We start from the raw sequence: 22,036 nt of genomic DNA, 5'->3' as shown, positions 1-22,036 counted from the left end.
CGGACCGCGCACACGTTCCTGGCAGCTCCTTTGACTGCGTCGCCGCCAGCGGATTCCCGGCGCGGGGCGAGCCACCACATCCATCAGTTCCGGCGCTGGTCGTCCATGGCCGGCCGGCGACAATTGGCCTGACCGGTTGACGACAATCATCGTGGCCGGTTGGACCTGCAGCCGCGGCGCTCTCGTGCCGCATCGTCCGCATCCCGCAGCGCCGTGCGGTGATAGGCCTCGAACGCAGCTTTGAGCCTTACCGCATCGAGCGGCGCCGCCGCCTTCACGGCGCGGCAGGCGCTTCCCGCCGGGGCAGGGTGATCGCGAAGCAGGTGATGCCGGCCGCCGACTGCGCGCTGATCTCGCCCCCGTGCGCACGCACGATGGAGCGCGTGATCGCGAGCCCGAGCCCGGCGCCTTCGCCGTGGCGCTCGCGCTGGCTGGTGCCGCGGTGGAAGCGGTCGAAGATGCGCTCGAGCTGCTCGGGCGGGATGGGCTCGCCGGGGTTGCGCACCAGGAGGCGGAGCTGCGCGCCATCCGTTTCGATGTCGATCGTGATCTCCGCTCCGTCCGGGGTGTGGCGCAGCGCGTTCGAAATCAGGTTCGACAGGGCTCGGCGCAGCATCAGGCGATCGCCACCGATCGTGGCCCCGCCGCGGCGCAGGATGCGGATCTTGCGTTCATCGGCCAGCGCCTCGTAGAAATCGATCAGCGCATCGGCTTCGCGCGCCAGGTCGACCGCCTCGCTGCCGAGCGCGAGCGTGTTCTCCTCGGCCTTGGCGAGGAACAGCATGTCGCTGACCATGCGCGCGATGCGCTCGTATTCCTCCAGGTTGGAGGCCAGGATGTCCTGGTACTCCTCGGCCGAACGTGGTCGCGACAGCGCGACCTGGGTCTGGGTCATCAGGTTCGAGATCGGCGTGCGCAGCTCGTGCGCGATATCCGCCGAATAGTCCGCCAGGCGCTGGAAGGCCGCCTCGAGCCGGGCGAGCATGCCGTTGAAGGCCTCGACGTGGTCGCGGACCTCGAGCGGCGCGTCGTCCGCGGCGAGCCGTTGGCCGAGTTGCTGCGCCGACAGCCCGCGTGCGGTGTCGGTCACCCGGCGCAGCGGGGCGAGTCCGCGGTGCGCGGCGAACCAGCCGAACAGGGCCGCCACCAGCGCCGCCAGCACCACGCCGGCCCAGGTCGCCTGGCGCACCGCGGCGAGAAAATGCACGTGATGCGACAGGTCGAGCGCGACCAGCACGTCGAGCGCCTCCGCGCCCGCGGGACTTCCCGGCTGCTCGATGCGGGCCTCCAGGCCGCGATGCGGATGACCATCCACCGTCCATTCGGCGGTGGCCTCCGCCAGGCGGGCCCCCGCACGTTGCGCGGGGGTGAAATGCCGGGGATGGATGACGTGCAGCACCTGGCCGTCGCCGTCGCGCAGCAGCACGCCCACGCTCTCGTGGCCGACGAAGGAGCGCTCCAGCGCCTGGATGCGTTCGGTGCGCGTCGGGCCCGCGGCCTCGTCGTGCAGGGCGTTGCGGATCAGCGTCAGCTTGCCGTGCAGCTCGTGCAGGTCGAGTTCCTGGAAATGCTGCTCGAGGCTGCGCCCGAGCACCACCGCTGCCAGCACCAGCAGCGCTGCGGTCAGCGCGGCGAACAGGGCCGCCAGCCGGGCGGTCAGCGACAGCGCGCGTGTCATCCTCTGGCCGGCCCCATCGCTTCGAGCACATAGCCCATGCCACGCACGGTGCGGATCAGCTTGGGCTCGAAGGGGTCGTCGACCTTCGCCCGCAGTCTGCGCACCGCGACCTCGATCACGTTGGTGTCGCTGTCGAAGTTCATGTCCCACACCTGGGAGGCGATCAGCGAGCGCGGCAGCACCTCGCCCTGGCGGCGCAGCAGCAGCTCGAGCAGGGCGAATTCCTTGGCGGTGAGGTCGATGCGCTGTCCGCCGCGCGTCACCCGCCGGCGCAGCAGGTCCAGCTCCAGGTCCGAGGAGCGCAGCACCTCGGGTTCGTGGCTCCGCCCCCGGCGCAGCAGGGTGCGCACCCGCGCCAGCAGCTCCGAAAACGCGAACGGCTTCACCAGATAGTCGTCGGCCCCCAGCTCGAGCCCGCGCACGCGGTCCTCCACCTGGTCGCGCGCGGTCAGGAACAGCACCGGCGTCTCGCGCCCGCTGCGGCGCAGGGTCTGCAGCACCCCCCAGCCGTCCAGCGACGGCAGCATCACGTCGAGCACGATGAGGTCGTAGTTGCCGTCGAGCGCGAGGTGAAGCCCATCGAGTCCGTCGCGGGCCAGGTCCACCACGAAGCCGGCCTCCGTCAGCCCCTGGCGCAGGTAGTCGCCGGTCTTCACTTCGTCTTCAACGATCAGGATCTTCATGTCTGTGCTCCCACGCATTCGGTGCCGCGTCCCGCATTCTTGCAGCGTGGGCCCGCGTCACACGCCGGATTACAGAAATGTAACGTCAAGGTCAGGCCGGGGACAGGTGGGCGGGCGCAAGATTCATCGTGTGGCACGGCATTCCGTACCAGAACGGATTCACAGCGCAACGGATGGGAGATCGATCATGAAACGCAATTCGCATCGTTTCGCCGGCCTCATGCCGGTCGTCGTACTGGCCGCAGCCCTGCATGGCGCTCCGGTTGTCGCTCAAACGATGGATCAGGCGCAGGCCTGGCCGCCCGCATCGAGCGTGCCGGCGCTGCAGGCGCGCATGAAGTCGATCCGTGAGGCGACCGACCCGCAACGTCGCATGGCCCTGATGGAAGAGCAGATCAAGGCGCTGGAGGCCGCATCGCAGGGCGTCCCCGTCGGCTGCCCGATGATGGGCGGGCAAATGATGGGCGGCATGATGATGGATCCGAAGTTCATGCAGGAACACATGCAGTTGATGCAGCAACACATGAACATGATGGAACGCATGTTGAAGATGAATCCGGGCATGCCGCCCGCAGCGCCCAACTGATCGCTCCGGCACGGGGCTGCGGTTTTGTCCGCCGCCCCGCGTCGGTATCGTCACAAGACCAATAACGAGACGTTCCCCATGCAGAGACGAATCTTCCACTTCGGTGGAGGGTTGTTGGTTGCCTTCGCGCTGGTGTCGGGCGCGCGGGCCGAGCCCTCCGTAGCACCAACCCCCGCCGGCCAGACCCAGACCCAGACCCAGACCCAGACGCCGTCTGTCGCAGTGGGCATGGAGCCCGAGGCGCACGCGCTTCCGGCCTACCGTTCGCCGCTGGACGCTTACCGTCCCTACCGCGTCGACGAACCCTTGCGCGCATGGAAGGACGCCAACGAGGAGGTCGGGCGGCTGGGCGGGCACATGGGGCACCTCACGCCCTCTTCGAACGGGGGCGAGCGATGAAGGCGGGGCTTCCGGTTGCGCTGCTTGCGGCCACCGTGCTCGCCGGGTGTGCCAGCGTCGCCATCGATCAGAACCTCGCCGAGGTCGAGCGCTTCGCCCGTGAGGAGGCGGGTAGCGAGGTGCGCTGGCTGCGTTCGGATGCCGAGCGCGATGCGATGCGCGCCGAGGTCGATCGCCTGCTCGCCCAGCCACTCGCGATCGACGACGCGGTGCGCATCGCGCTCGGCTACAGCCCGGCGTTCCAGACCCTGCTGGCGGAGGCCGCTGTGGCCTCGGCGGACGCGACCGGTTCGGCGCGCATCGCCAATCCGGTCTTCAGCTTCGAGCGCCTGTTCCGCTCCGGGGCCGAAGGGCGCGAGCTCGACATCGGTCGCTCGCTCGGCATTTCCTTGCTCGACGTCCTGTTCCTGCCCGCTCGCCTCGAACAGGCCGAGTTCCGCCAGCAGCAGACCCGGCTGCAGGCCTCCAGCGCGCTGCTGGCCACGGTGACCGAGGTCCGCCAGGCCTGGGTCGATGCAGTCGCGGCGCGGCAGGTCGCCCGCTACCGGGAAGACGTGGCGACGGCCGCCGGTACCGCTGCCGAACTGGCGCGTCGGATGCAGGCCACGGGCAACTTCAGCCGGCTGCAACGCGCACGCGAGCAAGCCCTGGCCGCCGAGGAGACGGCCAACCTGATCCGTGCCCGCCAGAACGCCACCGCCGCCCGCGAAACGCTGATCCAGCGCCTGGGGCTCACGCCGGGCCAGGCGCAGGCACTGCGCCTGCCGGATCAGCTGCCTGAATTGCCCGCGACGCCGATGGACGAGGCCGCCGCCGGCGCGGCCCTGATCGCGAACCGGCTCGACGTGCGCATCGCCCGCGCCGACCTCGAGCGCACGGCGAAGAGCCTGGGCCTGACCCGCGTTACCAGCGTGGTCAACGGCCTGCATGTGGCCGGCGTGCGCAACAGCGAAACGGGCGAGTCGTCGCAGCGCGGCTTCGAGATCGAGCTGCCGCTGCCCCTGTTCGACTTCGGCGACGCAACGCGTGCCGGCAGCGAGGCGCGCTACCTCGCCGCCTTCAATCGCGCGCTCGAGCTTGCCAATAACGCCGGCTCGCAGGTCCGGGTAGCCTACGAGGGTTACCGCAGCGCGCACGATCTCGCACGTCACTACCGCGACGAGATCGTGCCGTTGCGCCGCAACATGACCGAGGAGTCCGTGCTCCAATACAACGGCATGCTGATCGGGGTGTTCGAGCTGCTCGCCGCCGCACGCCAGCAGTCTGCCAGCGTGGTCCAGGCGATCGAGGCCGAACGCGACTTCTGGCGTGCCGAGGCGGCGCTCAAGGCCAGCCTGCTCGGCCAGCCGATCGCGCCGCTCACCCTTCAATCGGGCGCATCGCCGGCACAAGCCGGTGGCGGCCACTGAGCTTTCCGGAGACGTTCATGACCACCCGACGCAGCTTCCTCGCCGGGGCGGGCCTGCTGGCCGCAGCCGGAACCGTCAACCGGGCCGCGCTCGCGGCGCTGCCCGAACCCGTGATCCAGACCAGCGCCGCAACGGCGGCCCCACTGTCGCCACCAGACGGACGCCCCTACGACCCGGTCGTCACCTTGAACGGCTGGACCGCCCCCTGGCGCATGCGCAACGGCGTGAAGGAGTTCCACCTCGTCGCCGAGCCGGTCGAGCGCGAGATCGCCCCCGGCATGGTGGCGCGGCTGTGGGGCTACAACGGGCAGTCGCCGGGGCCCACGATCGAGGTCGTCGAGGGCGACCGCGTGCGCATCTTCGTCACCAACCGTCTGCCCGAGCACACCACCATCCACTGGCACGGCCAGCGCCTGCCCAACGGCATGGACGGGGTGGGTGGCCTCAACCAGCCGCAGATCCCGCCCGGCAAGACCTTCGTCTATGAGTTCATCGCCCGCCGCCCCGGCACCTTCATGTACCACCCGCACGCCGACGAGATGGTGCAGATGGCGATGGGCATGATGGGTTTCTGGGTCACGCATCCGCGCGAAGCGCACCCGCACATCGCCCGCGTCGACCGCGACTTCTGCTTCCTGCTCAACGCCTACGACATCGAGCCCGGCAGCTACGTGCCGAAGGTGAACACCATGCTCGACTTCAACCTGTGGACCTGGAACAGCCGCGCCTTTCCGGGCATCGACTCGCTCAATGTCCGGAAGGGCGACCGGGTGCGGGTGCGCATCGGCAACCTGACCATGACCAACCACCCGATCCACATCCACGGCCACGAGTTCGAAGTCACCGGCACCGACGGCGGGCCGACGCGGCCGGAATCGCGCTGGCCGGAGGTCACCACCGACGTCGCCGTCGGCCAGATGCGCCAGATCGAGTTCATCGCCGACGAGGAGGGCGACTGGGCGATGCACTGCCACAAGTCGCACCACACCATGAACGCGATGGGCCACGACGTGCCGACCATGATCGGCGTCGATCATCGCGGCCTGGTCGAGGACATCCAGAAGCTGGTGCCCGACTACATGCTGATGGGCGAGCGCGGCATGGCCGACATGGGCGAGATGGAGATGGCGCTTCCCGACAACACCCTGCCGATGATGACCGGGCAGGGGCCCTTCGGCGCCATCGAGATGGGCGGCATGTTCACCGTGCTCAAGGTGCGCCGTGACCAGCAGCGGGGCGACTATGGCGACCCCGGTTGGTTCAGGCATCCCAAGGGGACCGTGGCCTACGAGTGGGCGGGCGCGGCGCTGCCCGAAGCCGCGCGCAGCGCTTCGGCAGGGTCCTCGAGCATGCCCGGGAGCGAGCGAGGGCAATCCGTCGAGATGAGCGTGCGCAGACCCACCGGCCATCAAGCTCATTGAAGTCGAACGCCGTGCCATCGGCGCAAACCCCAGTGCCAATGAAGATTCAGCCACCAGAGAGATGGAGATCCCCGTGAAGAATCGTCGTCGATTTCTCGCCACCGGCCTTGCCGCCGGTGTGCTTGCCGTTCACCGCAGCGCGTTCGCCCACGGCAAGACCGAGCATGCCGCCAAGGCAGTGTCCGAGACCCCCAAGGAGCAGCAGGACTGGGGGATTGCGGGCGATGCGAAGGCGGTCTCGCGAACGATTCCCGTCGTGATGAGCGACGAGATGCGCTTCGTGCCCGATCGCATCGAGATCCGCCTCGGCGAGACCATCCGCTTCACCCACGAGAACCGTGGCGCCGTGATGCACGAGATGGTGGTCGGCACGCCCGAGACGCTCGCCGAGCACGCGGAACTGATGCAGCGCTTCCCCGAGATGGAGCATGACGAGCCGTGGATGGCTCACGTCGCGCCCGGTGGGCGTGGCGAGATGGTCTGGCAGTTCAACCGCGCGGGCGAATTCCAGTTCGCCTGCCTGATTCCCGGTCACTTCCAGGCCGGGATGATCGGCACGATCAAGGTTGGCTGACAGAAATGTAATGCGCGCGTCAGCGTCCCGTCGGTGAGCGCTGCGCACAATGAGCCGGACTTTCGACATCCGGCCGGAAACCCCAACCCCTGGAGAAACACATGATGAAGAGGACCCTGGTCACCACCGCACTCCTGGCCGTGCTCGGCGGCGGCGCGCCGCTTGCGCTCGCGCAGACCGAGCACGACGCCCACCACGGCGGCGCGAGCGCTGCGGCCGAGGCCCCGCTGGCCGAAGGCACGGTCAAGAAGATCGACAAGTCGGCGGGCAAGCTCACCATCGCCCACGGCCCGCTCGAGTCGCTCAACATGCCGCCGATGACCATGGTCTTCCGCGCTGTCGAGCCGGGCCTGCTCGATCAGGTCAAGGTCGGCGACAAGATCCGCTTCGCGGTCGAGCGCGCCGGTGGCGCCCTGACGGTCACGGCGATCGAACCCGCCCGGTGAGCTTTCGCCCACGGGCGCAACGTGTTCCGCTGTGAACATCGCCCGGGCGCGCGTCTGCCCGGGCGGGTGAGGGGAGCGCGTGCGCCGAGTCGTCCGACCATACCCCGATCGCAAGCCGGAAACCCGTCTCCATGAAATCCCCGTTCGCCGTTGCAGCCTGCCGCGTGCCACGAACCGCCGCGCTTGCCCTGGCGCTTGCACTCACGCTGGCAGGCGGCAGCGCTTGGGGCCAGGGCTCGCCCGATGATCCGGTGCTCGGTTCGACCGCCCAGGCGCTGATCGAGCATGCGCGCCAGAGCAACCCCGGATTTGCCGCTGCCCGTGCGGAAGCGTCCGCAGCGCGGGAGCGCGTGACCCCGGCCGGCGCGCTACCCGACCCGAGCTTCGAGGTCGAGCTGATGGACGCCACCAACACCATGAACGGGCGCTCGGCCTCGCTGCTGCCCGGCCAGGTGGGCGAGACCCGCTACCGCATCACCCAGCCGCTGCCCGGCTGGGGCAAGCGCGAGCTGGCGGTGAAGGCCGCCGAGGCCCAGGCCACCCAGGCCGATGCGACGCGCGACGCCGCCTGGGCCGAGCTCGCGGCGAAGATCGAGGCGCTGTGGCTGCGCTACTACGCGGCCGACCGCGAGCGCGTCCTCAACCGCGAGGCGCTGACCCTGCTGCAGGGGCTGGAGGAACTCAGCCTCGCCCGTTACGAGCTCGGCCTGCTGCCGCAGCAGGCGGTGCTGCGCATGCAGCGCGAGATCACCGCGCAGCGCCTGGCGCTGGTCGAGATCGAGCAGCGCCGCAAGGGCCTTGCGACCGGGCTCAACGGCCTGCTCCGCCGGCCCCACGATGCGCCCCTCGCCGCGCCCGCCGAACCGCCGCCCCTGCCCGAGGGGCTGAGGCCGGGCAGCCTGTTCGAGGCGGCGGCCAGCGCCAACCCGGAGGTTCAGGTCGCCGCCAACGGCATCGACGTCGCCCGCGCCGAGCGCGAGCGCACCTACCGGGACCGCCTGCCGGACTTCGCCGTCGGCGTGACCAACAACCGCCCCGATGAAGGCAAGTCATCGTGGGACGTGATGTTCGAGGTGATGATCCCGCTGCAGCAGTCCAGCCGCCGCGCCAGGGAGCGCGAAGCCGAATACATGCTGCTGGCGGCCGAGGCCCGGCGCGAGGACGCCAGGGCTCGCGCTTCCGGCGAGCTGGGTATCGCCTGGTCGATGTATGCGCAGGGGCGCGAGACCTTGCGCCTGCTCGCGCACACGCTGCTGCCGCAGGCGCAGGCCACGCGCGATGCCAGCCGGGCCGCGCTCGCCAGCGGCACGGTCGATTTCGACAGCGTCATCGAGGCCGAGCGCCAGCTCATCGACATCCGCATGCGCCAACTCCAGACCGAGCTCGAGACCCGGTTGGCGCTCACGGAGATCAGGAAATTGACAGGGGAATTCAAGTGAGCGCTGCCGTCCGGATGACGACGATCGCTGCAGCCGTGGCGATCGCTGCGGCCGCGGGCTACTGGTTCGCGCAGGTGCAACACGGGGCGGCGCCCGCCGCGCAGGTCGGCGCAGCTGACGCCGTGCCGACCGCGCCTCCTGCGACGCCCGCGGCGGAAGGGGAGCGCAAGATCCTCTACTACCGCAACCCGATGGGCCTGCCCGATACCTCGCCGGTGCCGAAGAAGGACTCGATGGGCATGGACTACATCCCGGTCTATGCCGACGACAAGCCGGACGACAGCGGCGCAGTGGTCGTCAGCCCCGCGCGTATCCAGACGCTGGGCGTCAGGACCGCCGAAGTCGAGCTGCGCGCGGTGGATTCGACCGTGCGTGCGAGCGGCCGCATCGAGATCGACGAGCGCACCCAGGTCGTGGTCGCGCCGCGCTTCGAGGGCTGGATCGAGCGCCTGCACGTGAATGCGATCGGCGATCCGGTGAAGAAGGGGCAGCCGCTGTTCACCGCCTACAGTCCCGAGCTGCAATCCACCGGCGAGGAATTGCGCATCGCCGAGCGCCTGGCCAGCCAGAGTGCCGCCCAGGACCCGGTCGCGAGCGAATCCGCCCGGCGTCTCGCCGAAGCGACGCGCGCGCGCCTGCGCAACCTGCAGGTCGCCGGCCAGGCCGGCGCACGCCAGGTCTTCCACGCCCCGGTGAGCGGCGTCGTGCTGGAGAAGGAGGCCATCGAGGGCGGGCGCTTCATGCCGGGCGACCCGCTGTTCCGCATCGCCGACCTGTCCAAGGTGTGGATCATCGCCGACGTCTACGAACAGGACCTCGCCCGCGTGCAGGTGGGGCAGGGCGCCCAGGTCACGCTCGAGGCCTATCCCGGTCGCAGCTTCGCGGCGCGGGTCGGCTACCTTTATCCGACGCTGGACGCCGCGACGCGCAGCACCCGCGTGCGGCTGGAACTGGATAACCCGGCGGGCCTGTTGCGCCCCGGCATGTTCGCCCAGGTCGCGCTCGCTGCCGGCGACACCACCCCGAAGACGGTGGTGCCGACCTCGGCCATCATCGACGACGGCGAGCGTCGGGTCGTGCTGCGCGCCCTCGGCGAGGGACGCTTCAAGCCTCAGCCGGTGAAGCTGGGCGAGCGCGGCCGCGACATGGTCGAGGTGCTCGAAGGCGTCGAGGCGGGCGATCGCGTGGTGGTCTCCGCCAACTTCCTGATCGACTCGGAGAGCCAGCTCAAGGCGGCGCTGTCGAATCTGATGGAAGCCGATGGCACCGAGCAGGCCGGCGCCCCGAGCTACCAGACCGACGGCACGCTGGAGGCCATCGACGCCGCGGCCGGCATCCTGACCCTGACCCACGGCGAGATCCCGGTGCTGAGCTGGCCGGCGATGACCATGGACTTCATGATCTCCGACCTGGCGCTGGTGAAGGACATCCCGCCTGGCACGCCGGTGCGCTTCGCTTTCAAGGCCGGCGAGCCGGGCGAGTACATCGTCACCGGCATCGAGCCGCTGCAAGGCGGGACGCTCGAGGCGGGCGAGGGTGGGGCAGGCACCCGCGGCGCCGGCGACGATCACCGGGGGCACTGAGATGCAGCCTCCCGTGAGCCATCCGGCCGCCGAGGGCGCCGCCGCGGCAAGCCCGACCGCCATCCCCGCACCCGCGCTTGTGTCGTCCGCGGGCACGTCCGCAGGCCTGCTCGACCGCGTCATCGACTGGTCGGCGCGCAACGTCTTCCTGGTGCTGCTGGCCACGCTGTTCCTGATCGGCTGCGGCCTCTACGCGGTCAAGCACACCCCGCTCGACGCGCTGCCCGACCTGTCCGACGTGCAGGTCATCGTCTACACCGACTACCCCGGCCAGGCGCCGCAGGTGGTGGAGGACCAGGTCACCTATCCGCTCACCACCTCGATGCTGGCGGTGCCGCGCGCGAAGGTGGTGCGCGGCTTCTCGATGTTCGGCGCGTCCTATGTGTATGTAATCTTCGAGGACGGCACCGACATCTACTGGGCGCGCTCGCGCGTGCTGGAATACCTGAGCACCGCGGCGAGCCGGCTGCCGCAGGGCGTGGCGCCGCAGATCGGGCCGGACGCGACCGGCGTGGGCTGGGTGTACCAGTACGCGGTAGTGGGCCGCGACATGAGCCTGGCCGACACCCGCAGCCTGCAGGACTGGTACGTGCGCTACCAGCTCACCAAGGCCCAGGGCGTGTCCGAGGTCGCCAGCATCGGCGGCTTCGTGCGCGAGTACCAGGTCACCGTCGATCCGCTGCGCCTCGCGGGCTACGGCATCACGCTCGACCAGGTCACGCAGGCGATCCGCGCCTCCAACCGCGACGTCGGCGGGCGGGTGGTGGAACTCGCCGAGAAGGAATACATGGTGCGCGGCCGGGGTTACCTGCAAAGCGTGCGGGACATCGCCGACATCGTGTTGAAGGCCGAGCGCGGCACGCCGGTGCGCGTGGGCGACGTCGCCCGCGTCGAGCTGGTGCCCGCCGAGCGCCGCGGCATCGCCGAGCTGAACGGCGAGGGCGAGGTCGCCTCGGGCATCGTCATGGCGCGCTTCGGCCAGAACGCGCTCGACGTGATCGCCAACGTCAAGGCCAAGATCGCCGAGATCACCCCCGGGCTGCCGGCGGGCGCCGAGATCGTGCCGGTCTATGACCGCTCGGAACTGATCGAGCGCGCCATCGGCAACCTCAAATGGACGCTGCTCGAGGAGAGCCTGATCGTCGCCGCCGTGTGCATCGTTTTCCTGCTCCACGTGCGCAGCGCGCTGGTGGCGATCATCACGCTGCCGCTCGGCATCCTGTTCGCCTTCATCGCCATGCGCTCGCTCGGCCTCGGCTCCAACATCATGAGCCTGGGCGGCATCGCGATCGCGATCGGGGCGATGGTGGATGCAGCGATCGTGATGATCGAAAATGCGCACAAGCACATCGAGCGCCTGCCACATGGCGCGACCCAGCAGCAGCGCGGCGCCGCGATCGTGCTCGCGTGCAAGGAGGTCGGCCCGGCGCTGTTCTTCTCGCTGCTGATCATCACCGTGTCCTTCCTGCCGGTGTTCGCGCTCGAAGGCCAGGAGGGCCGGCTGTTCTCGCCGCTCGCCTTCACCAAGACCTTCGCCATGGCCGGCGCCGCGCTGCTGTCGGTGACGCTGGTGCCGGTGCTGATGCTGTTCTTCGTGCGCGGACGCATCCTGCCCGAGGCCAGGAACCCGGTGAACCGGCTGCTGATCTGGCTGTACCGGCCGATCATCAAGGGCGTGCTGCGCTTCAAGCTCGTCACCTTGGTGCTGGCGGTACTGGCGATGGCCGCGACCATCGTCCCCGCACGCCAGCTCGGCTCCGAGTTCATGCCGACCCTGAACGAGGGCACGCTGTTCTACATGCCGGCGGCGCTGCCGGGCATGTCGGTGACCGAGGCGGGGCGCCTGCTCGCCACCACCAACCGCATCATCAAGACCTTCCCCGAGGTGGAATCGGTCTACGGCAAGGCTGGCCGCGCCAACACCGCGACCGATCCGGCGCCGCTGGAAATGTTCGAGACGGTGATCAACCTCAAGCCGCAGGACGAGTGGCGCCCCGGCATGACCACCGACAAGCTGATCGCCGAGATGGACGCCGCGCTCAAGTTCCCCGGCCTGGCCAACTCGTGGACCATGCCGATCAAGGCGCGCATCGACATGCTCAGCACCGGCATCCGCACCCCGGTGGGGGTCAAGGTGTTCGGCACGGATCTGGAGACGCTGGAGAAGGTAGCGCAGGCGGTGGAAGCCGCCGTGCGCAAGGTGCCGGGCGCGAGCAGCGCCTACGCCGAGCGCGTGGCCGGCGGCTACTACGTGGACATCGTGCCGCGCCGCGACCAGCTCGCGCGCTACGGGCTCACCATCGACATGGTGCAGGACGTGATCGCCACCGGGCTCGGCGGCGAGATGGTGACGACCACGGTCGAGGGCCTGGAGCGCTACGGCGTGTCGGTGCGCTACGCGCGTGGCCTGCGCGACGACCCGGCGCGGCTCGCCTCCGATGTGTACGTGCCGACCGTGAATGGTCCGATCCCGCTCGGCCAGGTGGCCGAGGTCAAGCTGACGCGCGGCGCGCCCGCCATCCGCACCGAGAACGCGCTGCTGGCGGCCTACGTGTATGTCGACACGCGCGAGGCCGACCTCGGCGCCTTCGTCAAGCGCGCGCAGCAGGCGGTGGCGGAGGAAGTCGAATTCCCGCAGGGCTACTACGCCACCTGGAGCGGCCAGTTCGAGAACATGGAGCGCGCCAAGGAGAAGATGAAGATCGTGGTGCCGGTGACGCTGGCGCTGATCTTCGTGCTGCTGTACCTCAACTTCCGGCGGCTGACCGAGACGCTGATCGTGATGCTGTCGGTGCCTTTCGCGCTGGTCGGTGGGGTGTGGCTGATGTGGTGGCTGGGCTACCAGATGAGCGTGGCGGTGGCGGTGGGCTTTATCGCCCTCGCCGGCGTGGCGGCGGAGACCGGCGTGATCATGCTGATCTACCTCGATCATGCATGGAAGGAGGTTCGTGAGCGCAGGCAGGCCGAAGGCCGCGAGGCGGGTGTCGCCGATCTCTACGAGGCGATCATGGAAGGCGCGGTGGAGCGCGTGCGGCCGAAGATGATGACCGTGGTCGCGATCATGGCGGGTCTGCTGCCGATCATGTGGAGCACCGGCACCGGCGCCGAGGTGATGAGCCGGATTGCCGCGCCGATGGTGGGCGGCATGGTGTCCTCGACCGTGCTGACGCTGGCGGTGATCCCGGCGCTGTATGCGCTCGTCAAACAGTGGGAGCTGCGGCGCAACGTCCGGCCAGCGAGTACGGTCGCAACTGTGTCGAGTTCCTGATGCCTCGGTAGGTGGAGAGGAGAAGCACCATGACCCAGGATCATCCGCATGGTGGCGATGCGGCATCTGCCACCGAATACACCTGCCCGATGCATCCGGAAGTCCGCCAGATCGGGCCTGGCACCTGCCCGAAGTGCGGCATGACGCTCGAGCCGGTGATGCCGGGTCTCGAGGATGAGGACAATCCCGAGCTCGCCGATTTCCGCCGCCGCTTCTGGTGGACGCTGCCGCTGACGGTGATCGTCACCGCGATCGCCATGTCCGGCGGGCTCTTCGATCCGATGCTGGGGGCTGCACGCCCCTGGGTCGAGCTGGCCCTGGCGACACCGGTCGTGCTGTGGTCAGGCTGGCCGTTCTTCGTGCGCTGCGCGCAGTCGATCCGCAAGCGCAGCCCGAACATGTGGACGCTGATCGGGCTGGGGACGGGGGCGGCCTATGCTTACAGCGTCGTCGCCACGGTTGCGCCGGAGGTGTTTCCGGCCTCGTTCCGCATGGGCGAACACGTCGCGGTGTATTTCGAAGCAGCGGCGGTGATCATCTCGCTGACGCTGCTCGGCCAGGTGCTGGAGCTCGAGGCGCGCTCGGAGACCGGCGCCGCGATCAAGGCGCTGCTCGGCCTCGCGCCCAAGACCGCGCGGCGCATCCGCGCGGATGGCAGCGAAGAGGACATCCCGCTGACCCACGTCCATCCTGGCGACCGGCTGCGCATTCGTCCGGGTGAAAAGGTGCCGGTCGACGGTTCCGTTGACGAAGGCGAGAGCGCGGTCGATGAATCGATGCTGACCGGCGAGCCGATCCCGGTGACCAAGCGCCCCGGCGACAAGGTGATCGGCGCGACGCTCAATACCAGTGGGGCGCTGGTCATGGTCGCCGAGAAGATCGGCGCACAGACCATGCTCTCCCAGATCGTGCAGATGGTCGCGCAGGCCCAGCGTTCGCGTGCGCCGATGCAAGGCCTGGCCGATGTCGTCGCGGGCTGGTTCGTCATCGTCGTCGTGCTCATCGCCCTCACGACTTTCATGGTGTGGGGGCTCTTCGGGCCCCAGCCGAGCTGGGCCTACGGCCTCATCAACGCGGTGGCGGTGCTGATCATCGCCTGCCCCTGCGCGCTCGGCCTGGCCACGCCAATGTCCGTGATGGTCTCGACCGGAAAGGCCGCCACCCAGGGCGTGCTGTTCCGCGATGCGGCGGCGATCGAATCGCTGCGCAAGGTCGACACCCTGATAGTCGACAAGACCGGCACCCTGACCGAGGGACGCCCTGCCTTCCACAGTGTGGTGGCGGCCCCGGGCGGGACGGAGGCCGACGTGCTTCGCATCGCAGCCAGTCTCGATCAGGGTAGCGAGCACCCACTCGCCCAGGCCATCGTGAGCGAGGCCCGCGCGCGCGGACTCGCGCTCGGCGCCCCGGAGAGCTTCGAGTCCTCGTCCGGGATCGGCGTGCGCGGCAGCGTCGACGGCCGTCGCGTGGTTCTGGGCAACACCGCCCTGATGGACGATGAGCGCATCGTCTGGCGCGGGCTCGCCGACCGTGCCGAGTCCCTGCGCCTGGAGGGCGCGAGCGTGATGTACCTCGCGGCCGACGGCGTCCTCCTTGGCCTGATCGCCGTCGCCGATCCGATCAAGGCCTCGACCCTGGAAGCGCTCGATGCGCTGCGGGCGAGCGGGCTCAGGATCATCATGGCCACGGGCGACGGCCTCACCACGGCGCGCGCGGTCGGCGCCCGCCTGGGCATCGACGAGGTCTATGGCGAAGTGAAGCCCGCCGACAAGAATGAGCTCGTCGGCAAACTGCAGGCCGAGGGGCACATCGTCGCCATGGCCGGCGACGGCATCAACGACGCCCCGGCGCTCGCGCGCGCGAATGTGGGTATCGCGATGGGCACGGGGACCGACGTCGCGATGAACAGCGCCCACGTGACCCTGGTCAAGGGCGATCTGCGCGGCATCGCCACCGCGCGCAGCATCTCCGTGGCCACCGTGCGCAACATGCACCAGAACCTCGTGTTCGCCTTCCTGTACAACGCTGCGGGCGTCCCGATCGCGGCCGGGGTGCTCTATCCCGCGTTCGGCCTGTTGTTGTCGCCCCTGATCGCCGCCCTGGCGATGAGCTTCAGCTCGGCGTCCGTGGTGGGCAATGCCTTGCGCCTCGGACGGGCAAGCGTCGACGACTACTTCCGTTCGCACGGGTAGTCGGCCGGACAGGCGGTGGGAGCCGTGCTGCCGACGCGTTACCATGCGCGTCTTCAGGCCGTCTTCAAGCCTCTACGGGCGGGCGGCCGACGTCGAACCTGCCACGGGAGAGAACATGAGCATGCAATTGAGGGACAGCGCGCTGCTGCGCACGCAGGCCTACATCGACGGACAATGGGCGGACGCCGAGTCCGGGGCGCGCTTCGAGGTCCGCAACCCGGCCGACGGCAGCGTGATCGCGCAGGTGCCCGACATGGGCGCCGCCGAGACCCGGCGCGCCATCGCTGCCGCCGAGGCGGCGCTGCCGGGCTGGCGCGCGCGCACCGCCAAGGAGCGCGCCGTCGTCCTGCGGCGCTGGTTCGAGCTGATCATGGCGAACCAGGAGGATCTCGCGGTGCTGATGACGGCCGAGCAGGGCAAGCCGCTGGCCGAGGCGCGCGGCGAGGTCGCCTATGGCGCGTCCTTCATCGAGTGGTTCGCGGAGGAGGGCAAGCGCATCTACGGCGACGTGATCCCTGCGCATGGTGCGGACAAGCGCATCGTCGTCGTCAAGCAGCCGATCGGCGTGGTGGCGGCGATCACGCCGTGGAACTTCCCCAACGCGATGATCACGCGCAAGGCCGGTCCGGCGCTGGCCGCCGGGTGCACGATGGTCATCAAGCCCGCCGAGGACACGCCGCTGAGCGCGCTCGCGCTCGTCGAGCTGGCCGAGCGTGCGGGCGTGCCGCGCGGCGTGCTCAATGTCGTCACCACCAATCGCACGGCCGAGGTCGGCGGCGAGCTCACCGCAAACCCGGTGGTGCGCAAGCTGTCCTTCACCGGCTCGACCGCGGTCGGCAAGCTGCTGATGGCGCAGTGCGCGGGCACGGTCAAGAAGGTCGCGCTCGAGCTCGGCGGCAACGCGCCCTTCATCGTCTTCGACGATGCCGACCTCGACGCCGCGGTGGCCGGCGCGATGGCTTCCAAGTACCGCAACGCCGGCCAGACCTGCGTGTGCGCCAACCGCCTGCTGGTGCAGGACGGCATCTACGACGCCTTCGCGGCGAAGCTGGCCGAGGCGGTGGCCAGGCTCGAGGTCGGCCCCGGCCTGTCGGGCGAGGTGCAGCAGGGCCCGCTGATCAACGAGGACGCGGTGGCCAAGGTCGAGGAGCTGGTCGGCGATGCGGTGCTCAAGGGCGCCCAGGTCGCCTGCGGCGGCAAGCGCCATGCGCTGGGCGGCACCTTCTTCGAGCCCACCATCCTCACCGGGGTGACCCCGCAGATGCGCCTGGCGCGCGAGGAGATCTTCGGCCCGGTGGCGCCGCTGTTCCGCTTCCACACCGAGGAGGAAGCGGTGCAGATGGCCAACGACACCGAGTTCGGCCTGGCCGCCTACTTCTACGCGCGCGACATCGCCCGCGTGTGGCGCGTCGCGGAGGGGCTGGAGTACGGCATCGTCGGCATCAACGAGGGCATCATCTCTACCGAAGTCGCGCCCTTCGGCGGCGTCAAGGCCTCCGGCATCGGCCGCGAGGGCTCGAAGTACGGCATCGACGATTTCGTCGAGATCAAGTACCTGTGCATGGGCGGGATCCGCTGAGCGGTCGGGCGGGGTGGGAGCAGCAGCCGCGAAAGAAGGCTGTTCGGCTGCGGCTGCTATGGACGATCGCGGCTTCCGCCGCTCCCACGGTCGGCTGCTCGGGCTGCCACAGTCGGCTGCTCAACGCCCGGTGCCTGGCTCCAGCGCCTTGACTGCGTGGTACAGCGCTTCGTGCGCAGGCACCGCGAGGCCGTGGCGCGCGGCCATGCGCAGCAGCGCGCCGGTGATGGCATCGATCTCGGTGCGGCGGCCGGCAAGCACGTCCTGCAGCATGCTGGCGCGGTTCGTCGCCGTCGCCTGGGCGACCGCGTGCACGCGGGCGAGTGCGGCCGGCTCGTCCAGCGCCAGACCCTCGGCATGCAGCACCGGCCAGGCCTCGCGCACCAGGGCGTCCAGCGCATCGCGGTAGGGGGGCTCGAGCAGGGCGCCATTGCGCACCCGGTGCAGCGCCGCCAGCGGGTTGATGGCCACGTTCACCAGCAGCTTCGCCAGCCGCGCGCGCGCGATGTCGGGCTCGACCCGCGCGTGCAGGCCGGCACGCATCAGCATTTCGGCCACCGGCTCGAAGCCGGGCGGTAGCAAGGTCTCTCCCGCGCCTGAGGGCTGCACCCGCCCGCCCTCGGCCGTGCCTTCCCGGTAGGCGCCCTCGGTGGTGATGCCCTGGTCCACGCGCGGCGCCCGGCAGTGCGCGCGCAGCAGGTCGCCGGTGAGGCCGTTCTGTAGCGACAGCACCCCGAGGGGCTGCATGCGCTCGGCAATCGCCGCCGCTGCCGCGGTGTCGCCCGCCTTCACCAGCACGATCACCCAGTCCGCTGCCGGCGGCGCGTCGGCGGCGAAGGCATCGGCCGCGAACGAGCGATCTCCGACCGTCACTCCGTTGCGCAGGCGTGTGGCGCGCGCCTCGTCGCGCGCGATCAGCGCGACCGGCATCACCACGGCCAGGCGTGCGGCGAAATGCAGGCCGAGCGCGCCGGCGCCGATGATCGCGAGCGGGTAGCGGGCTGGGTGGGGGTGGTCGGGCGGGTTCATCGGCGGCGGTCTCCTGTTGCTCCATCAGCATCGTTACGGATCACGGCGGGCAGGCGGCTTGTGGAGCATGTTGAGCACCCGATCCCGTCCGATTCGCGCTGCAGGCCGCATTTTGCGGGGTTTTTCCGAGAATGGCACAGGGTTTGCGATGGCCGCCTCCAGCCCGGCTGCGACGCAGTCGGGTCGGAGGAGCCAAGGACAACACGACCAATCGAGGAGATTCCCATGAACCCGACCAATCCCCGCAAGACCGCCTCCCGGCTGCCGGTTCGCAGCCTGCTGTGCACCAGCGTCGCCGCGGCGCTCGCGATCGCCGCCGCACCCGCGCAGGCGATCAGCTTTTCCCAGGGCGATGCCACGCTCGACATCAACGGCACCGTCAACGGCTTCTACTCGCATCGCACGGAAGAGCGTGGCAGCACGAAGACCACCGACTCCGCGCTGACCAACGGCCTGCTGCCGGGCTGGATCAACTTCGTGTTCACGACCAAGGTCGAGGGCCTCGACATCAAGGCCCACGTCGGCTTCGCCCCCGGCATCAACGACAAGTCGGACGTGGTCGGCCTGCCGAGCGATCCGAGCTGTGGTGGTTCGACCGGCTGCGACAGCCCCTTCACCCAGATCGACACCCGCAACCTCTACTTCCAGTTCGGCAAGCAGGAGTGGGGCACGGTCAAGCTCGGCCGCGACATCGGCCTGTTCGGGCAGAAGATCATCCTGGCCGACATGACGCTCCTCGGCCTCGGCGGAAACAGCTACGCCTCGACGCCGTTCAACACCACCTTCGGCATGATCGGCCACGGCTACATGTACACCGGCTTCCAGCCCCAGATCACCTACACCACGCCGGCGCTCGGCGGCTTCTCGGCCTCGGCGGGCATCTTCGACCCCAACAAGTTCGCCGGCGACGAGACCAAGAACCCCGGCTTCCAGGCCATGGCCAACTACGACTGGGAGGCCGGCTCGGCCAAGGGCTCGCTGTGGGCGGGCGGGATCCACCAGCGCACCAGCGGCGCCGGCAGCTTCAACGCCACCGGCTTCGAGCTCGGCGCCAAGGTCGGCATCGGCGCCTTCGAGGCGGTGGCCTACGGCTTCGACGCCAGCGGGCTGGGCCTGTCGACGGTCGGCGCGCTGTTCTACTCGCCCTTCGGCAAGAACGACGGCAAGGGCTACTTCGTGCAGGGCACCTATACGGTCGGCAAGACCAAGTTCGGCCTCAACTACGGCGAGAACCGCGACCGCGGCGGCCTGCTCACCGACACCAACAAGTTCCGCTCGGCGACCGCCGGCGTCTATCACAGCCTGAACAAGTACATCACCCTGGTCGGCGAGTACAACCAGGAGAAGGGCGAGGGCGCCGACCTGTTCCCCGGCGACCTCGAGACGCGGACGATTTCCGTCGGCGGCATCCTGTTCTTCTGAGCCCCTGCCCGGGTTGCTCCATAAATCCCCTGAGTTATGGAGCGACTGGAGCAGCCCGGGCAGTTCAGACCCTGTTCCATGAACGTCGCGGGTACCTGATGACCCGCTCGAGTGGCGGAAAAACAAGGACTTTCAAAGCTGGCACGGGGCCTGCTGAGGGAAGTCCGTGGCGACCCGCCCGCACACCGTAAAGATCGAGGAGACGACACCATGCTGTATGCACTGCCCGGCCAGGCCGATGCCAAGGTCCAGTTCAAGACCCGCTACGACAACTTCATCGGCGGCAAGTGGGTGGCCCCCGTCAAGGGGCAGTATTTCGACGTGATCACGCCGATCACCGGCTGCAAGTACACCCAGGCCGCACGCTCCACCGCCGAGGACATCGAGCTCGCGCTGGACGCCGCGCACGCCGCCTTCCCCAAGTGGGGCAAGGCCGACGCCACCACCCGTTCCAATGTCCTGCTCAAGATCGCCGACCGCCTCGAGGCCAACCTCGAGCTGCTCGCCTACGCCGAGACCGTCGATAACGGCAAGCCGATCCGCGAGACGCTCAACGCCGACATCCCGCTCGCCGTCGACCACTTCCGCTACTTCGCCGGCTGCCTGCGCTCGCAGGAAGGCGGCATCTCGGAAATCGACGAGAACACCATGGCCTACCACATCCACGAGCCGCTGGGCGTGGTCGGCCAGATCATCCCGTGGAACTTCCCGATCCTGATGGCCGCCTGGAAGCTGGCGCCTGCGCTGGGCGCGGGCAACTGCGTGGTGCTCAAGCCGGCCGAGTCGACCCCGATCTCGATCCTGGTGCTGATGGAGCTGATCGCCGACCTGCTGCCGCCGGGCGTGCTCAACATCGTCAACGGCTACGGCCGCGAGGCCGGGATGCCGCTCGCCACCAGCAAGCGCATCGCCAAGATCGCCTTCACCGGCTCCACCTCGACCGGCCGCGTGATCGCCCAGGCCGCCGCCAACAACCTGATCCCGGCCACGCTGGAGCTGGGCGGCAAGTCGCCCAACATCTTCTTCGCCGACGTCATGGACAAGGACGACGCCTTTCTCGACAAGGCGATCGAGGGCCTGGTGCTGTTCGCCTTCAACCAGGGCGAGGTGTGCACCTGCCCGAGCCGCGCGCTGATCCAGGAGTCGATCTACGACCGCTTCATGGAGCGCGCACTCGAGCGCGTGGCCGCGATCAAGCAGGGCAGCCCGCTCGACACCGACACCATGATGGGCGCGCAGGCCTCTTCTGAACAGATGAGCAAGATCCAGTCCTACCTGCAGCTGGGCAAGGAAGAGGGTGCCCAGGTGCTGATCGGCGGTGCGCGCGCCCAGCTCGGCGGCGACCTGGCCGACGGCTACTACATACAGCCGACGCTGTTCAAGGGCCACAACAAGATGCGCATCTTCCAGGAGGAGATCTTCGGGCCGGTGCTCGCGGTGACGACCTTCAAGGACGAGGCCGAGGCCCTGTCGATCGCCAACGACACCCTGTACGGCCTGGGCGCCGGCGTGTGGAGCCGCAACGGCAACGTCGCCTACCGCATGGGCCGCGCCATCCAGGCCGGTCGCGTGTGGACCAACTGCTACCACGCCTACCCGGCGCACGCGGCCTTCGGCGGCTACAAGGAGTCGGGCATCGGCCGCGAGACGCACAAGGTCATGCTCGACCACTACCAGCAGACCAAGAACCTGCTGGTGAGCTACAGCGAGAACAAGCTGGGCTTCTTCTGATCGACTTCCGTTCTCTCCCCACTCCCGATTGATCGGGGTACTTGCCGGGGGCGGGCGACCGCCCCCGTTTTTTTGAATTGCCGAGGAGACGAGCATGATCGAACGCGTGATCGCCACGGCGGCCGCCCTGGCCCTGATCGAACAGCTCAAGGCCGAGTACGGTCCGGCGCTGATGTTCCACCAGTCCGGTGGCTGCTGCGACAACAGCGCCGCCAACTGCTACCTGCCCACCGACCTGACCATCGGCCCCCACGACGTGCACCTCGGTGACATCGGCGGCGTGCCCTTCTACATCAGCGCCTCGCAGTACGAGTACTGGAAGCACACGCAGCTGATCATCGACGTCGTCGACGGCCACGGCGGCACCTTCTCGCTCGAGGGCAACACCGGCAAGGCCTTCCACACCCGCTCGCGGCTGTTCACCGACGCGGAGTTCGCCGACCTGCAGGCCGAGGACACGCGGCTGGGGCGATAGCGATCGACAATGCCTGCATCGGTAATCCGTAGGCGGGAGTGAATCGATTGGAGTGGATGGCATTCATCTTGCTTTTTCGTGTTGCAGAAACCGGACGTGCTACCGTGGCGCAATCCGGGCGA

At 69.1% G+C, this 22,036-nt stretch carries 17 protein-coding genes; 14 read left to right on the top strand and 3 right to left on the bottom strand.

Translation table 11 applies throughout. From position 1 onward, the window contains the following. Nucleotides 1–274: 274 nt before the first annotated feature. Together CKCBHOJB_RS13280 and CKCBHOJB_RS13275 are read right to left on the bottom strand one after the other, a co-directional pair. Nucleotides 275–1,678 (bottom strand): heavy metal sensor histidine kinase, encoded by a 1,404-nt coding sequence (locus CKCBHOJB_RS13280; RefSeq protein ID WP_281049144.1) that lies wholly within the window; start codon nt 1,676–1,678, stop codon nt 275–277. After that, nucleotides 1,675–2,361 carry a heavy metal response regulator transcription factor gene (locus CKCBHOJB_RS13275; protein ID WP_281049143.1) on the bottom strand — a complete coding sequence of 229 codons (687 nt, stop codon included), beginning with the start codon at nt 2,359–2,361 and terminating at the stop codon, nt 1,675–1,677. The genes CKCBHOJB_RS13280 and CKCBHOJB_RS13275 overlap by 4 nt, the downstream gene beginning before the upstream one ends. A 187-nt stretch (nt 2,362–2,548) precedes the next feature. On the opposite strand from CKCBHOJB_RS13275, the gene CKCBHOJB_RS13270 reads away from it, so the two are divergent. From CKCBHOJB_RS13270 to gabD, 11 genes are all read left to right on the top strand, one after another. Continuing rightward, entirely contained in the window at nt 2,549–2,947 is a 399-nt protein-coding gene (locus tag CKCBHOJB_RS13270) for a hypothetical protein (protein ID WP_281049142.1), read from the top strand. Nucleotides 2,948–3,025: 78 nt separating this feature from the next. Further along, entirely contained in the window at nt 3,026–3,346 is a 321-nt protein-coding gene (locus CKCBHOJB_RS13265) for a hydrolase (protein ID WP_281049141.1), read from the top strand. Beyond that, nucleotides 3,343–4,755, top strand: a complete 1,413-nt coding sequence (locus tag CKCBHOJB_RS13260) for a TolC family protein (protein WP_281049140.1) — start codon at nt 3,343–3,345, stop codon at nt 4,753–4,755. Before CKCBHOJB_RS13265 ends, CKCBHOJB_RS13260 begins: the two co-directional genes overlap by 4 nt. A gap of 17 nt (nt 4,756–4,772) precedes the next feature. Then, the gene (locus CKCBHOJB_RS13255; protein WP_281049139.1) at nt 4,773–6,176 is read left to right on the top strand and encodes a copper oxidase; all 1,404 of its coding nucleotides are present in this window, start codon (nt 4,773–4,775) and stop codon (nt 6,174–6,176) included. Nucleotides 6,177–6,249: 73 nt separating this feature from the next. After that, complete coding sequence (locus CKCBHOJB_RS13250; protein ID WP_281049138.1) at nt 6,250–6,750, top strand: cupredoxin family protein; 501 nt, start codon at nt 6,250–6,252, stop codon at nt 6,748–6,750. 104 nt (nt 6,751–6,854) lie between these two features. Then, on the top strand, nt 6,855–7,196 hold the full coding sequence (locus tag CKCBHOJB_RS13245) for a copper-binding protein (protein ID WP_281051691.1): 342 nt from the start codon (nt 6,855–6,857) through the stop codon (nt 7,194–7,196). 131 nt (nt 7,197–7,327) lie between these two features. Next, nucleotides 7,328–8,635, top strand: coding sequence for a TolC family protein (locus tag CKCBHOJB_RS13240; RefSeq protein WP_281049137.1), 1,308 nt, complete (start codon nt 7,328–7,330; stop codon nt 8,633–8,635). Between the two features lie 14 nt (nt 8,636–8,649). Then, nucleotides 8,650–10,218 (top strand): efflux RND transporter periplasmic adaptor subunit, encoded by a 1,569-nt coding sequence (locus CKCBHOJB_RS13235; RefSeq protein WP_281051690.1) that lies wholly within the window; start codon nt 8,650–8,652, stop codon nt 10,216–10,218. A gap of 106 nt (nt 10,219–10,324) precedes the next feature. Continuing rightward, a complete protein-coding gene (locus CKCBHOJB_RS13230; protein WP_281051689.1) occupies nt 10,325–13,486 on the top strand; it encodes an efflux RND transporter permease subunit in 3,162 nt (1,053 codons plus the stop codon). A 29-nt stretch (nt 13,487–13,515) separates the two neighbouring features. Beyond that, on the top strand, nt 13,516–15,678 hold the full coding sequence (locus CKCBHOJB_RS13225; RefSeq protein WP_348634847.1) for a copper-translocating P-type ATPase: 2,163 nt from the start codon (nt 13,516–13,518) through the stop codon (nt 15,676–15,678). 115 nt (nt 15,679–15,793) lie between these two features. Further along, nucleotides 15,794–17,257, top strand: a complete 1,464-nt coding sequence (gene gabD, locus CKCBHOJB_RS13220; RefSeq protein ID WP_281049136.1) for an NADP-dependent succinate-semialdehyde dehydrogenase — start codon at nt 15,794–15,796, stop codon at nt 17,255–17,257. A 120-nt stretch (nt 17,258–17,377) separates the two neighbouring features. Here the strand turns inward: gabD and CKCBHOJB_RS13215 are convergent, their stop codons facing one another. After that, a complete protein-coding gene (locus tag CKCBHOJB_RS13215; RefSeq protein ID WP_281049135.1) occupies nt 17,378–18,286 on the bottom strand; it encodes a 2-dehydropantoate 2-reductase in 909 nt (302 codons plus the stop codon). Between the two features lie 225 nt (nt 18,287–18,511). On the opposite strand from CKCBHOJB_RS13215, the gene CKCBHOJB_RS13210 reads away from it, so the two are divergent. The 3 genes from CKCBHOJB_RS13210 (at nt 18,512) to CKCBHOJB_RS13200 (ending at nt 21,914) form a co-directional block, all read left to right on the top strand. Further along, nucleotides 18,512–19,708: a porin gene (locus CKCBHOJB_RS13210; RefSeq protein ID WP_281049134.1), complete on the top strand. Its 1,197-nt coding sequence runs from the start codon at nt 18,512–18,514 to the stop codon at nt 19,706–19,708. Between the two features lie 210 nt (nt 19,709–19,918). Next, entirely contained in the window at nt 19,919–21,439 is a 1,521-nt protein-coding gene (gene adh, locus CKCBHOJB_RS13205) for an aldehyde dehydrogenase (RefSeq protein WP_281049133.1), read from the top strand. Nucleotides 21,440–21,533: 94 nt separating this feature from the next. Further along, a complete protein-coding gene (locus tag CKCBHOJB_RS13200) occupies nt 21,534–21,914 on the top strand; it encodes a DUF779 domain-containing protein (RefSeq protein ID WP_281049132.1) in 381 nt (126 codons plus the stop codon). The last annotated feature ends 122 nt before the right edge of the window (nt 21,915–22,036 follow it).

This window comes from Thauera sp. GDN1, from assembly GCF_029223545.1.
GTDB lineage: Bacteria > Pseudomonadota > Gammaproteobacteria > Burkholderiales > Rhodocyclaceae > Thauera.
Note: the sequence above shows the minus strand (reverse complement) of the source record. Positions and strands in the feature narration are given on the sequence as shown.